Raw genomic sequence first — 13,296 nt, forward strand, 5'->3', positions numbered from 1 at the left:
AGTGGTCTGAGTTAGAAGAGGTTTGACAGTTTAGCCGGGTAGGCGGATTGTTGGGTACTTCCTGATGGAGGTGCGCCATGTCGCGTGGCCCAAAGGCAGTCGCTCTCGATCTCAGCCGGCAGGAGCAGGGTGAGATACAGCGCCTGCTGCGCCGACACGGGACCGGGCGGGCGCTGGTTTCGCGCCTGCGCATCATCCTGGCCTGTGCCGAACCGGGCGCGACCAACCTGGGGGTGGCGACGGCACTGGGGGTCAGCCGCCAGACGGTGGCGCTCTGGCGGGGCCGCTTCGCCGCGCATCGGCTGCCGGGGCTGGTCGACGCGCCGCGCTCCGGCGCGCCCCGCAGCATCGATGACGAGGCCGTCGAGCGCCTGGTCGCTCTCACTCTGGAAGAGGCACCGGCCAACGCCACGCACTGGAGCACCCGCGCGATGGCGCGCCGTACGGGCATGAGCCAGAGTGCGGTGTCACGCATCTGGCGCGCCTTCGGTCTGCGGCCGCACCAAGCCGACACCTTCAAGCTCTCCGCGGATCCGGCGTTCGTGGAGAAGGTGCGCGACGTCGTCGGCCTCTACCTCGCCCCACCCGATCGCGCGCTGGTGTTGTGCGTCGACGAGAAGCCGCAGATCCAGGCGGTGCAGGGTACGGCTGCAGCCTTTCCCCTCCGGCCGGGCCAGGCCGAGCGCGTGACACACGACTATCGCCGGCATGGCACGCTCGACCTGTTTGCCGCCCTCGACGTGAAAGCCGGAACGGTGATCGGGAGTTGCAAGCCGCGTCATCGCAGCGTCGAGTTCCGCGCATTCCTGGAGCAGGTCGAGAGCAGCGTCGCACGCGATCTGGAGGTGCATCTCGTGCTCGACAACCTGAAGACGCACAAGACGACCCTAGTGCATGACTGGTTGGTCCAGCATCCGCGGTTCCACCTTCACTTCACGCCGACGAGCGCGTCGTGGCTCAATCTCGTGGAGTGCTGGTTCTCCGTTCTGAGCCGGCGTCGGCTGGAGCGCGGTGCGTTCAGCAGCACAGAGGGCCTGGAGGCCGCGATCCGAGACTACATCGCCGAAACCAACGCTCATCCCAGGCCATTCGTCTGGACCAAGTCAGCCGACGCGATCTTGGCCAGTGTCAGCCGATTCTGCACACAGATCTCTAACTCAGACCACGAGGAGTGGCTCACCATCAACGAGGCGGGACGGGCCATCGCGACGTCACCCTACGCCACGCCGGCGCTCAAGGATCTTTGGCTGGAGATCCGGCGGTCCTACGAGGAGACCGGCGTCGGCTGGGCCGCGGGCCGCGAGTGGCGCGGCGCGATGGCCAAGGGCACCGAGGTCGCCGCCTTCCGGCTGCACCGGTCGGAGATGGACGCGCTCGCCGCCGCCATCGGGCGCGGCCGGGACCGGCTCATGACCGACGAGTGGCTGAACGCGAAGAAGGTCGCCGCGCTCCTCAACCAGAACCCGGACCGGGGGAGGTTCCGCGAGGTCTGGGACGTCCTCCTCGAACGCCTGGGGGCGGGGAAGCCCGCCGTCCAGGACGGCGTGGCGCTTCGGATGGAGGGGCGCCTGCTGGCCGGCAAGTCCGTCCCCTGCCTCCACGTCGACGACGTCGACGCCCTGGGCCGGATCACCGGCGGCCGCCGTTCGGCTGGACCGAAGGGGGACGAGTGGCTCGGCATGGCCGACGCCGCCGCGCTTTTCGGGAAGCACCAGTCGGACCCGACGTTCCGGAGGTCGTGGCAGGACCTGGTCGCGGCGGCGTGCCAGGGGCCCGTGCTGGATGGAGCCCGCCCCGTGAGGATCGAGTTCAGGACCGCGACGAAGGCGGTCTGGTGCCTCCACCGGGACGAGGCCGAATGGTTCGCCAAGCGGACCTGGCCGAGGCGGCACGGCCCGGCGCGCAAGCCCTACGTGCCGCTCGCGGGCTTGCGCCACGACGAGGCCGTCGATGGCATGCGGGACGCCTTCGACCTGTTGGCCGAGGAGGTGGACGGCTTGATCGCCGACGCCTCGCCCGTCTCGCTCCTTGGTCGCGAGGGCCTGCGCTTCGAGCGCCTGCCGGAAGGCGGCTTGGCCGTGCACCCGGACGACGTCGCCGGGTTCCTCGAAGCCGTCGGGGAACTCTCAGGGCCGGCCCACGCGCCGTGACGGGCACCCGCGTCCGCGGGTAGCCCGGCGTCGGCGCCGTCGAACGACCTCGTGGCCCCGCGGCCGGGCTGCGCATGACCTCGAACCATCTCCTCCGGCATCCTGGCGCCGGCGACGCCAGGAAGGTCCGAGCCCCGCACCGTGCTGGCGGGCGAGAGGCCGAGGCTGACGAGGTCGGGGACAGGGTTGCCGATGACGGTTTGGTCGAGGTCGCGTACCTGGGATTCGGCCCCACCCCCGGCGTCGGGAAGCGGACCCAGGTTGAGGAACACGCGCCGACATCACGTGCGGCACAGCCTGCACTAAAGCGTTCGCGGCGTTGCCACGAGCGCGCCCCTCAGGCTCCCTCAGCCTCGGAGGGGCAGAGGAATTCGGTCATCGTTCATTTGGGGTTGATGGCCCCTCCTGAACTTCTCCAGCGCCGCCCTCAGGCGGCGAGGAGCGTCCCGGGACGACGCACGGCCCGACGGCCCGCGTTCGCGCCCCCGAGGGGCTGACCCCCCTCGCTCGCGGCCTTCACCGCGAGACCTCGGTCCTTGATCACCCCGGCCGAGTTCACGTCCCGATGCTCGTCCAGCCCGCACGGGCAGACGTGACGGCGAAGGGACAGCGGCTTCGGAGCCACCGCCTTGCATCGCCGACACTCCTGCGACGAACCCCTGGCGTCGACGCAGATCATCTCGCCACCGGCCCTGGTAGCCTTCCAAGGAGCCGACACTGCCAACCGAGACACCACGGTTCGAAAGCGCGGCTCGCGCGCTCCGGATGCCGCCACCCGCCCCGGCGGGGCGATGCGGCGGCCTCGAAAAGGTCCTGCGCCGGCGGTCTCGTCATCCCCGAGCCTCCAGGGCGAGTTCCTGCATGTCCGCGGCTACCATGGCGGCGAAAGCCGCAACCTCCCCGGACCGGAGGTCCGCCCGGGAGTTCGGGCCGTCCCGCCGGACGGCCAAGGCTTGGTCGAGGACCGGCGCCCAGCACTGCGGGAACGTCATCAGTCCGTATAGGCCGGCATCGGTCTTCGTCGTCAGTCGCCCAGTGAGGAGGGTGTAGTGCAAGCGCGCGGTACCGAGGACCAGGGAAGACGCCTCCCATGCCGGCAGCGCCTCGCCACGGGCGGCCGCGACCGCCTCCGCCGCCAGCAGCAAGAGATCGCGGTTGATGTCCCGTATCGGGACGCGATGCTCCAGCCCCGGCGGCGTCGCCCCTCGGGCGGCGACCGCGCCCGTCGCAAACGCGTACCGGTCCGGTGCCCGGCGCCCATGCGACCCGGTGGGCAGGAAGCGTCCGCGCCGGACGTGCGGTCCTGACGCCTCCCACGTCCCGAGGCGCAGCTCCTCCTCAGTCACGTAGATCCCGTCGAGGCATGAGAGCGGATGCCCAGGCCCGATGCCGCGGTGAACGGCTTCGACCGCGTGGGTGTGGCCCGGACCCTGCGTCGCGGCGACGAAGTTCACGTCGCTCGCACCGGGCCGGAAGTCGCCCGAGACGGCGGAGCCCACGAGGTGAAGGGACCGGACGAGACCGGGTAGGGCGGCATCGACGACGGCGAGGTATGCCCGTGCGGTCTCAGCCGCCGCCGTATCTACCGGCGTCGAAGCGGCCCAGGACGAGCGCAGCAGCGGGATGCCCTTCAGGCAGCGCTTGGCGGGGCGCGTCATGATCGCGAGCTCCTTCCGTTCGCCGCTCGCGCGGAGCGGACGGGGCGACGCCGCGCCTCCGCGGCGGTCGCGGCGGCGTTCCTCCGGTCGACGCCGGCAGGGCCGGACGCGCCGTGGCCCTGGGATGGGGAAGCGGCCGTCCCGGACGACAGGTCGGCGTTCACGGCACGCCCCCTGGGTTGGCGAGCATGGCGGGCGAAGCCGACGGGTCGCCGCGCCCGCCATCCTCCGGCGCCTGCCCGGTTGCACTCGGGCGGAGTGCGAAAAGACGCGGCAGCGTCGGCTCACCCGAGGGCGGCAACGGGCGGACGCCCAGCCGTTCCGGCGTCTCGGCACCGAGCCGACGCAGGACCTCCGCGCTGACGACCACGTCCAGGTCGTCCTCCTTGGCACGCCGCTCGATCCGCGAGAGGTCGTTCATGACCGTCCCGAGCACCGTGAACTCGGCGCGCCGGCCATCGTCGAACACGCCGGCCAGCACCGGGCCGCAATGCAGGGCGGCGATGACCCGCAGGGTCGGGCACCCGGCCCTGCGCCGCTCGCGGTTCAACGTGGCCAGGGCCCCGAGCGTCGCCTCCGCGGCGGCCACTGCCCGTCCGGCCTGCTCGCCGGCATCACCATCGAGGAACAGCGCCAGCACCCCATCGCCGACGTACTTGTCGACCACGCCGCCGTGCGCCGTCACCGCGTCGTGGACGAGGCGCCGGAAGTCCAGCAGCCAGGCGACGGAGATTGCAGGCGGGTACGCCCTGGCGAGCGCCGAGGAGCCCCGCAGGTCCACGCTCAGCAGGGTCGCGTGGCGCTCGGCCACGGAGGCCGTGCCGCCCGTGCGGACGACCTCCGTGGCAACGCCGTCCGGCAGGAACCTGGACAGCATCAGCCGCTCCTCCCCGGCGCGCGACGCAGCCGCGGCCGCGGCGCGCGTCCACGCGGCCGTCGCCACGACGAAGCCCGACGCGACCGCGAACGCGGCGAGGCCCATGCCCTCGCGGACCAGGACGCGGGCGCCGTCCGACCCGAGTCGCGCGGGGTCGAGGAGCAGGGCCAGCGCGGTCGCCCACCCGGCGGCGACGAGCGACGCGAAAAGCGCGGCGAGCCGGGGCCGAAGACGCATCCCGGTCTGCAGCAGGAACAAGTATGCCGGCAGGAGGCTGACCGCGTCGGTCGCGAGGTGGGCCTCGCCGGCATACCGCGGCACGTGGTCGGCGACGACGTACACCGCGATGGCCGCGTCGGCGCACGTGGCCGCGAGCGGGAGCCGGGCGCGGATGCGTTCGGACCGCGCCCGCGCGCCGGCCGCCGCCAGCAGCGTGACGACGCCGTAGGCCCCGAGCACGACCCAGTGGCCCGCGCGGTCGCCGTGGCCGTAGTCGGCGAGGGCGCCCAGCAGGAGGATGAGGACGACCCCGAGCCGCGGGGCCAGCGCCCTCCGCTCGAAGCCCTGCTCCACCCGGGCGGGCAGCTCCGCCGAGGACGGCTCGGCGGGAGCCGCCGCTGATGCGGGACATGGGGGCATGCCGCTCACCGGGATGTCAGGGCGGCGGGTGCGCCGCCCGCGGGCGGCCCGCCCACATGCAACGTGACCGGCACGTCGAAGCGGTCGAACCTAATGACGGCCGGGACCGTCGCGCCGTCCGGCAGCTCTTGCCGGAGGGGCCCGACGTCGACCCACGCCGTGCGGTCGCCGAGCCGGTAAACGTCGCCGGCCCCGACGCTCACGCCGGCCATCGCGGCGCTATGGCTCGCGCCGAGGAACCCGCGCACCTGCGACGGCTCGCCCGTGCTCAGGAGCAGTCCCAGCAGCACGGCCCGCTCCGGCCCGTCGTTCTCGATGGTGAACGTGACCCGGCTCAATTCGCCGGATCTCGCCGGCGTGGCGGCGATCCCCTCGATGCGGATCTCGCCCGCCGTGGCGCCCTCGTCGTGCGATAGGGCGGGGCCGGCCACGAGGGCAAGCGCCCCGGCCAAGGCAAATGCCCGGAACAAGTTCGTGGTCTTCACAAGTCAATCCTGGTTCGATGGCCTGGTTGGTCCCTCGGCACGACCGACCGGCGCGGGCCTCGCCGCTGAGGCGGGCGGAGCGCGGCGTCTGGCAGTCCGATTCGGGACACGCGGATGGCCGGCGGTCGCGCCACCCCACCCCGTCCGCCGCCGCCGCGACCGGGCAGCCGATCCCGGCCCGGTGCCGGGCGGCGTCAGGCGAACGGCCGGAGGGGGTCAGGTACGGGACATGGCCTTGCCTTCGAGCAAGGACGCGAACCGGCCGACCGGGCGACGCGATGGCGTCCGTGGAAGCCATCGCGCGGGGCGGATGGGATGCCGCCCGGGTTCAGGCCGCCCTGGGTGGTCGCTCGATCCTGAACGGCGCGCAGCCGTCGACTTGCTCGTCGTTCACGACACGGCGGTCGGCCGTGCGGCCGGGAGGGGCCGAGAGCCCGGGCGCGGGCACGGGCTCGAAGGCGTGGCAGGCGAAGCCGCAACAGGTGGGGGCACAGCCCTTGCCGCCGGACGCGTGGTGCATGCAGCCGTCGTCCTCGGGCCTGGCCGCGACGGACGCCCTGGCGTCCCCGTGAGGACCGGCCGCCATGCCGTGGAGATGGCCTTCCGCGCCGAGCCCGCGCTGGAAGCCGTCCGCGGCGTGGGATGCGGTCACCTCGATGGGCGCGGACGCGCGCCACATGCCGGCCGGGAAGGCCGCCAGGCACGCCGCGACCACCGCGACGAGGATGATCCTCAACGAAAGCAAGGTTCGTCCACTTCGAAACACGCCGCGTGAAATGTCTCACGTCTGGGTCGGACAACGCAAGCCGGGCGGCGCGGGGTCCAGGCGTTCGCGCCGGTGGACCCCGCGGGCGCGTGCGTCAGGCGGCCAGCGCCCGGGCCTCGTACCCGGCCCGCTTGAGCGCAGCCACCACACCTGGCGCGTCGACCGCGCCGCGGATGGTGATCTCCCGGCTGGGCAGGTCGACGTCGACCCTCGCGTCGCCGTCGAGGCCCCGGACGGCACGCGTGACGCCCTTGGCGCAGCCGCCGCAGCTCATGTTGGACACGTGGAAACGCAGCATTCCTGTCTCCCATTTCGCGCGTTCCCGTCCCATGTGGGCCTTCCAACGATAGGAAGGTCAAGAGCCGGTGACCGCCCTTGCGGCGGGTGCGGACGCGGTCCGCCCGTTGCCTTGGTTCGGGTGCCCCGCATCGCCGGGGAGCTGTTGACCTTCCCATCGTTGGAAGCCCTATCTGTCCGCGGAAGTCGCGACAGAGGAGGGCACCGGCCATGGTCCAAGACGTCGTCCAAACTTCCACCCGCCATGCCACCCCGGGGCGGCATCTCAGCCTTCCCGTCGAAGGCATGAGTTGCGCATCCTGCGTCGGGCGGGTCGAGGCCGCGCTCGGACGGCTGCCCGGCGTCGCCGGAGCGACGGTCAACCTGGCGACCGCACGCGCCCACGTGCGCTTCTCCGGTCTCCCCGACGCACCGGCCGCCGTTCGGGCCATCGAGGAGGCGGGCTACGCCGTGCCGGAGGCCCGGACCGAGGTCGCCGTCGCCGGCATGACCTGCGCGTCCTGCGTCTCGCGCGTCGAGCGGGCCCTTGCCCGCGTCCCCGGGGTGACAGGCGCCGCCGTGAACCTGGCCACGGGACGCGCGACGGTGCGTCACCCGGCGGGCGCGGTCACGGAGGCGGACCTCGTGGAGGCCGTGGAGGTGACGGGCTACGAGGCGCGGGGGATCGGGGAAGGCCGGGGCATCGATCCGGCGCGCGAGGCGCGCGAGGGCGAGGCGGCCCGCCTGCGCCGCGACCTGCTGGTCGCGTTCGCCCTCGCGCTCCCGTTGTTCGCCGTCGAGATGGGGTCGCACCTCGTCCCCGCCATCCATGGTTGGGTTGCCGGAACGATCGGCATGCGCGCAAGCTGGGCCGTCCAGGCGGCGCTCGCGGGCCTCGTCCTGTTCGGCCCGGGCTTGCGCTTCCTGCTGAAGGGCGTCCCGGCGCTGCTGCGCGGGCACCCGGACATGAACTCCCTCGTGGCGCTCGGCACGAGCGCGGCCTACGGCTACTCGCTGGTCGCGACCTTTCTTCCCGGGCTGCTGCCGGCGGGCGCCGGGAACGTCTACTACGAGGCGGCGGCCGTCATCGTCTTCCTCGTCCTGCTCGGGCGCTACCTCGAAGCACGGGCGAAGGGGCGCACGGGCGCCGCCATCGAGCGGCTGGTGTCGCTCGCGCCGAAGACGGCGCGCGTGCTCCGGGACGGCGGCGAGGCCGAGGTGGAAGTCGCCGCCCTGCGCGTCGGGGACATCGTCCGGGTGCGGCCCGGCGAGCGGGTCGCGGTCGACGGCGAGGTCGTCGCCGGCTCCAGCCACGTCGACGAGGCGATGATCACCGGCGAACCCGTCCCGGTCGCCAAGAATCCGGGCGACGTGGTCGTCGGAGGCACCGTGAACGCGACCGGGGGGTTCGACTTCCGCGTCACGGGCGTGGGCGCCGACACGGTGCTCGCGCGCATCGTGCGCATGGTCGAGGAGGCGCAGGGCTCGAAGCTCCCGATCCAGGCCGCCGTCGACCGCGTGACCGGCTGGTTCGTCCCCGCCGTCATGGCGGCCGCCGCCGCGACGTTCCTCGCCTGGATGACCTTCGGCCCGGAACCCGCCCTCGGCCTCGCGCTGGTGAACGCCGTCGCCGTCCTGATCATCGCCTGCCCCTGCGCGATGGGCCTCGCCACGCCGACCTCGATCATGGTCGGAACCGGGCGGGCGGCCGAACTCGGCGTCCTCTTCCGTCATGGCGACGCGCTCCAGGCCCTCCGCGAGGTGGGCACGGTGGCGTTCGACAAGACCGGGACGCTCACGGAGGGGCGCCCGGAACTAGTCGACCTCGCGCCGGCGACAGGCCTCGGCAGCGACGAGGTGCTGGCCCTGGTCGCCGCGGTGGAGGCCCGCTCGGAGCACCCGCTCGGCGCCGCCGTGGTGGAGGCGGCGAGGCGCCGCGGGCTGCATGTCGGCCCCGTCCAGGACTTCGAGGCGGTTCCGGGCTTCGGCGTCTCCGGCCGCGCGGCGGGCCGCAAGGTGGAGGTGGGGGCCGACCGGTTCATGGCCCGCCTGGGCTACGACGTCTCCGGCTTCGCGCCCGAGGCGGCCCGGCTCGGCGGGGAGGGCAAGACCCCGCTCTACGCCGCGGTCGAAGGCCGGCCCGCCGCCATCCTCGCCGTCGCCGACCCGGTACGGGAGAACTCCCCGGCCGCGGTCAGGGCCCTCCGGGCGCTCGGGCTGAGGGTGGCGATGGTCACGGGCGACAACCGCCGGACTGCCGAGGCCATCGCCAGCGAGGTCGGGATCGACGAGGTCGTGGCGGAGGTGCTGCCCGATGGCAAGGTGGCCGCCGTGAGGGGGCTGCGCGCGGCCGTCGGCGCCAAGGTCGCCTTCGTCGGGGACGGCATCAACGATGCCCCCGCCCTCGCCGAGGCCGACGTCGGCCTCGCGGTCGGGACCGGGACGGACGTTGCCGTCGAGAGCGCCGGCGTGGTCCTCATGTCGGGCGACCTGCGCGGGGTGGTGAACGCGGTCGCGGTATCGCGGGCGGTGATGCGCAACATCCGTCAGAACCTGTTCTGGGCCTTCGCCTACAACGTCGCCCTCGTCCCGGTCGCGGCGGGCGTGCTGTATCCCTTGAACGGGATGATGCTGTCACCCGTCCTGGCCGCCGGCGCGATGGCTTTGTCCAGCGTGTTCGTGGTCACGAACGCCCTGCGGCTGAGGCGCTTCTCGCCCCCGGCCGTCCCGGGCCCGGGCGGCGAGGGGAGGTCCGGGCCCGTCCCGGCGCCGGGGCGGATGGCCCCGGCGGAGTGAGCGGAGTGTCGCCATGTTGAACATCGGGCAGGCCGCCGAGGCGTCGGGTGTCTCGGCCAAGATGATCCGGTATTACGAGAGCATCGGCCTGATCGTGAAGGCCGAGCGCTCGGCTTCCGGCTACCGCCATTACGGCGACGCGGACGTGCATGCGCTTCGTTTCATCCGCCGCGCCCGCGACCTCGGCTTCTCCGTCGAGCAGATCGCCGACCTTCTGGCCCTCTGGCGCGACCGGGACCGGGCGAGCGCACAGGTCAAGGCCGTGGCGCTGGAGCACGTGGCGGCGCTGAACAGGAAGATCGAGGAGCTGCAGGCGATGGTGCGCACGCTGTCGGACCTCGCGGAGAACTGCGGTGGCGACCACCGCCCCGACTGCCCGATCCTCGACGATCTTGCGGGCACGGGGAGCGAGGTGCCCGTGGCTTCGCCCGCGCCGGGGCATCGCTTCGGTGCCGGAACGCTTCGGGGAGGCAGTCGAGCCAGGAGACCCGGGGCAACGTCCCCGGGGTGAGACGCCGCCGGAGAGACCCGCCCGACTTTGGCCGAGGGCCGAGATGGTCCCGACGGCGGCCCGGGCGGTGACTTGCGCCCTGTCGGCCTCGCCTCGCCAGGGACTGCACCCACGGCGGACGCGTGCGCGACCCCGTCCGCGCTGATCCGGCCCGGCTCGTCGCTTGCAGGCGCGGCACTCACGCTGCCTCGAAGATGGGACGAGAGATGCGAATGGTGACAACTCCGCCCGCTGAAGCAGGCGGCTTCTCGGCGCAGCTACGCGGCAACCCGCCCGCTTACGCGCCGAAGGCCGTGTCCCGGCCCGAGATCGAAAGCCCACTGATGCACGACCATCGCCGCCGCAACGTCGCGATCCAGAACCGCACCGCATTCGCAGGCGTGGGTTCGGGTCGCGAGTGTCTTGGCCTTGATCGTCCCGCATTCGGGGCAGGTCTGACTTGTCCCGCGGGGATTGATCAGCACGACATCAGCACCGGCACTTTCAGCCTTGTACTGGACGAGTTGAACGAGAAGAGACCACGCGGCGTCGTGAACGGACCGGGCGAGCATCCCGCGCTTGAGTCCGGCCATGTTAAGGTCTTCGAAAGCGATGCCCTGGTAGCGCGAGACCAAGGATCGCGAGAGCTTGTGCAGGTGATCGCGCCGCTGCCGGGCGATCTTGGCGGACCCGGCCGCGAGACGCGCCTTGGCCTTGTGGCGGCGCTTCGACCCACGCTGGCACCGGGCGACCGCGCGCTGCCTCCGACGCTGCGCCTTCTGAGCCTTCCGGGCGTGCCGGGGAGCCTCGACTGTCTCGCCGTCGCTGGTCGCGATCAGGCTGTTCAGTCCGAGGTCGATGCCGACCGTGCCGGTCCCGCAGTTCTCGGTCAACGCGGCCTCGACGCTGAACGCGACGTACCACTTGCCCTGCTGGCGGGTGAGGATCGCGGTGCCGAGCTTCGGGTCCGGCGGCAGGTCGCGATGCCAGACGGCCTTGATCCCGCCGGGTACGCCGACGACGCCGATGCGGCGGTCCTTCTTCAAGGTGAGCCCGTCACCGACCCGGAAGGTCGCGGCGTGGTAGCGAGCCGCGGCCCGGAACCGTGGGAAGCCGTGACCGCGCTTGAAGAACGCCGCGAAGGTCTGATCCAGCCTGCGGAGAACCTGCTGAAGGGCGGAGAACGACCAGCGGGCCAGCCCGTCCGGGTCGGCCGCGCGGCACGCCTTCAGTTCGGACGCCTGATGCCCGTAGCGCAAACTCAGGCCTCGGCGGCGGTAGGCTTCGATGCGCTGTTGCAGGCAAGCGTTGTACAAGCCGCAGAAGTCTCGGAGCATCGCATTGAGAGCGGCGGCCTGCTCTCGGTTCGGCCGGAGCCTGTACTTATAGGAGCGCACAGCCATCGCTCAGACGCCCTTCTGCGCGGCGATGTAGGCTTCGACCGTCTTGGCGCTGACGTGACCGACACTGCCTGCATAGTAGGAGCGGGACCACAGCGTCGGCAGACGCGAGCGCAGCGCCGGGAACTCCTGGCGCATCAGCCGGGAGGATCGGCCCTTGAAGCGGTTGACGATTTCGGCGACGGCGAGCGTCGGGTCGGCCTCCACGAACAGGTGGACGTGATCCGGCATCACCTCGACGGCGTGGACGATCATGTCGGCCTCCGCTGCGACCTCGGCGATGATCTCCTTCAGCCGCGCGTCGAAGGGCGCGGTCAGGACGGGACGCCTGAACTTGGGGCACCACACAAGGTGGTACTTCAGGCTGAAGGTCGCGCCCGCATTGCGCCGGTATCGGGTCATGCCAAACGTTATACATTTGGCACGGGTCTAACTCAACCCCGCGGCACCGCCGCATTCCCCCGTCGCCTAAAGGCGACGGTCCCCTGCGGAGCCTAATTATGGGCTCTTCTGGGCGTTCGCGCTGGGCAAGCCTCAGGCTCCGCGGGAAGGCGTCCCTGCGACGTGTTCGCTCAAGCCTTTGCGACCGCCTCCTGACCCGCGCGGCCGAGCTCGATGCGCAGGGCGATCTCGGAGCGCCGAGCGGAGTAACCCGGCGCCACCATCGGGTAGTCTGGCGGGAGGCCCCATTTTCGGCGGTACTGCTCCGGCGTCAGGCCGCGCGTGCCCAGATGCCTCCTCAGGGACCTGTAAGGCCTGCCGTCCTCCAGGCTGATGATGTAGTCGCGCGTCACCGTCCCCTTGATCGCGACGGCCGGCGTCGGTGCCGTCACGGGCACTGCCGGCTGGCCGGCCGCCATGGCGCGAAGGGTTCCTTCCACGAGCTTGATCAGATCGGGGACATCCGCCGCGCGTATGGCGTTTCCCCGCACGAAGGCGGAGACGACCTCCGCCGTCAGTGTCAAGACGCGGTCGTTCGAACGTACGATTGCCATGATGAGATCCTCTCCTGTCGAAGCCGTCCGACTTGCCCGAAGCCGCGTCGCTGGCGCGCCCGGCCCGGGGTGGGCGAATGGATCGGGTACCCATGACCCGCAGCCAGCGTGGCGGGATCAGGGCGGCGTCCATGATTGCATCGCCCTCGGGCGAGGGAGCCGCCGAGCCGGAGGTACGGCGGCATCGGCACCACTGCTGCCGCGGCGGCATCGTGATTGCGCGTGGGGATGCGTTCCCTGCGGGTCCACGCCGGACGCCGTCGCCGGGACGAAGCCGCTTCAGGCGTGCGAGCGCGTGCTACGCGAAGGGTTTCGGAGGTTTCCGCAGCGCTTCGAGAAGGGCATCAGGGTGGCCGCGTTCGGCTGACCAGGCTACCGGGCGCGAGTACCGCCAGGACTGGGCGGTCGGCTCGGGCACAGGCACCGACAGGTACGCGTGGCAGGTGCAGCCCGTGCAGCAGCCGGGGAGGTGAGAGGCATCCGACGCTCGCCCGCCTGCGCAATGGGAGATCCGCGCCACGGCGCCACGGCTGACCGTGCGGGCGACCCGCTCCCCGGCCGATGGCCCGGCGCCGTGCGCATGCCCGCGATGGGCATGCGCCGCAGCGGACGACGCTAGGACCGCGACCATAAGGACAGCGGCCAAGAGCCTGCAGGTATGCCGAGCAAACGACTTCACGTCCGCAGGCTATCACATCTTGGCCGGCAGTAAATCGGTCGCCCGGTGGAGCAAGGTGTCGAGCGGGTAAGCTCGGCCTTCGCCG

Annotated in this window: 11 protein-coding genes and 2 pseudogenes; 3 read left to right on the plus strand and 10 right to left on the minus strand. The window is 72.0% G+C overall.

What is annotated here, in order from left to right; translation table 11 throughout:
• Positions 1 to 77: 77 nt before the first annotated feature.
• Positions 78 to 1,142 (plus strand): annotated as a pseudogene (locus ACW9J6_RS26750) (IS630 family transposase); the annotation flags it as partial.
• Between the two features lie 1,079 nt (positions 1,143 to 2,221).
• Here ACW9J6_RS26750 and ACW9J6_RS26755 read toward each other — a convergent pair.
• From ACW9J6_RS26755 to ACW9J6_RS26785, 7 genes and pseudogenes are all read right to left on the minus strand, one after another.
• A pseudogene (locus ACW9J6_RS26755) lies at positions 2,222 to 2,413 on the minus strand (DUF2252 domain-containing protein); the annotation flags it as partial.
• 164 nt (positions 2,414 to 2,577) lie between these two features.
• Positions 2,578 to 2,925: a zinc ribbon domain-containing protein gene (locus ACW9J6_RS26760; protein WP_457119386.1), complete on the minus strand. Its 348-nt coding sequence runs from the start codon at positions 2,923 to 2,925 to the stop codon at positions 2,578 to 2,580.
• Positions 2,926 to 2,980: 55 nt separating this feature from the next.
• The gene (locus ACW9J6_RS26765; protein WP_457119387.1) at positions 2,981 to 3,808 is read right to left on the minus strand and encodes an aminoglycoside adenylyltransferase domain-containing protein; all 828 of its coding nucleotides are present in this window, start codon (positions 3,806 to 3,808) and stop codon (positions 2,981 to 2,983) included.
• Between the two features lie 160 nt (positions 3,809 to 3,968).
• Complete coding sequence (locus tag ACW9J6_RS26770; protein WP_457119388.1) at positions 3,969 to 5,324, minus strand: adenylate/guanylate cyclase domain-containing protein; 1,356 nt, start codon at positions 5,322 to 5,324, stop codon at positions 3,969 to 3,971.
• A gap of 5 nt (positions 5,325 to 5,329) precedes the next feature.
• Positions 5,330 to 5,809, minus strand: coding sequence for a hypothetical protein (locus tag ACW9J6_RS26775; protein ID WP_457119389.1), 480 nt, complete (start codon positions 5,807 to 5,809; stop codon positions 5,330 to 5,332).
• 328 nt (positions 5,810 to 6,137) lie between these two features.
• Positions 6,138 to 6,545, minus strand: coding sequence for a hypothetical protein (locus ACW9J6_RS26780; protein ID WP_457119390.1), 408 nt, complete (start codon positions 6,543 to 6,545; stop codon positions 6,138 to 6,140).
• Positions 6,546 to 6,669: 124 nt separating this feature from the next.
• A complete protein-coding gene (locus ACW9J6_RS26785) occupies positions 6,670 to 6,873 on the minus strand; it encodes a heavy-metal-associated domain-containing protein (protein WP_457119391.1) in 204 nt (67 codons plus the stop codon).
• Positions 6,874 to 7,082: 209 nt separating this feature from the next.
• Between ACW9J6_RS26785 and ACW9J6_RS26790 the strand changes: the two genes are divergently transcribed.
• Both ACW9J6_RS26790 and cueR read left to right on the plus strand, forming a co-directional pair.
• The gene (locus tag ACW9J6_RS26790; protein WP_457119392.1) at positions 7,083 to 9,647 is read left to right on the plus strand and encodes a heavy metal translocating P-type ATPase; all 2,565 of its coding nucleotides are present in this window, start codon (positions 7,083 to 7,085) and stop codon (positions 9,645 to 9,647) included.
• Between the two features lie 13 nt (positions 9,648 to 9,660).
• Complete coding sequence (cueR, locus tag ACW9J6_RS26795; protein ID WP_457119393.1) at positions 9,661 to 10,158, plus strand: Cu(I)-responsive transcriptional regulator; 498 nt, start codon at positions 9,661 to 9,663, stop codon at positions 10,156 to 10,158.
• 257 nt (positions 10,159 to 10,415) lie between these two features.
• Here cueR and ACW9J6_RS26800 read toward each other — a convergent pair whose 3' ends face one another.
• The 3 genes from ACW9J6_RS26800 to ACW9J6_RS26810 form a co-directional block, all read right to left on the minus strand.
• A complete protein-coding gene (locus ACW9J6_RS26800; protein ID WP_457119394.1) occupies positions 10,416 to 11,540 on the minus strand; it encodes an RNA-guided endonuclease InsQ/TnpB family protein in 1,125 nt (374 codons plus the stop codon).
• A gap of 3 nt (positions 11,541 to 11,543) precedes the next feature.
• Positions 11,544 to 11,939 carry an IS200/IS605 family transposase gene (tnpA, locus tag ACW9J6_RS26805; protein WP_457119395.1) on the minus strand — a complete coding sequence of 132 codons (396 nt, stop codon included), beginning with the start codon at positions 11,937 to 11,939 and terminating at the stop codon, positions 11,544 to 11,546.
• A gap of 170 nt (positions 11,940 to 12,109) precedes the next feature.
• Entirely contained in the window at positions 12,110 to 12,532 is a 423-nt protein-coding gene (locus tag ACW9J6_RS26810; RefSeq protein ID WP_457119396.1) for a MucR family transcriptional regulator, read from the minus strand.
• Positions 12,533 to 13,296 lie beyond the last annotated feature (764 nt).

It is taken from the genome of Methylobacterium sp. JK268 (assembly GCF_054052225.1).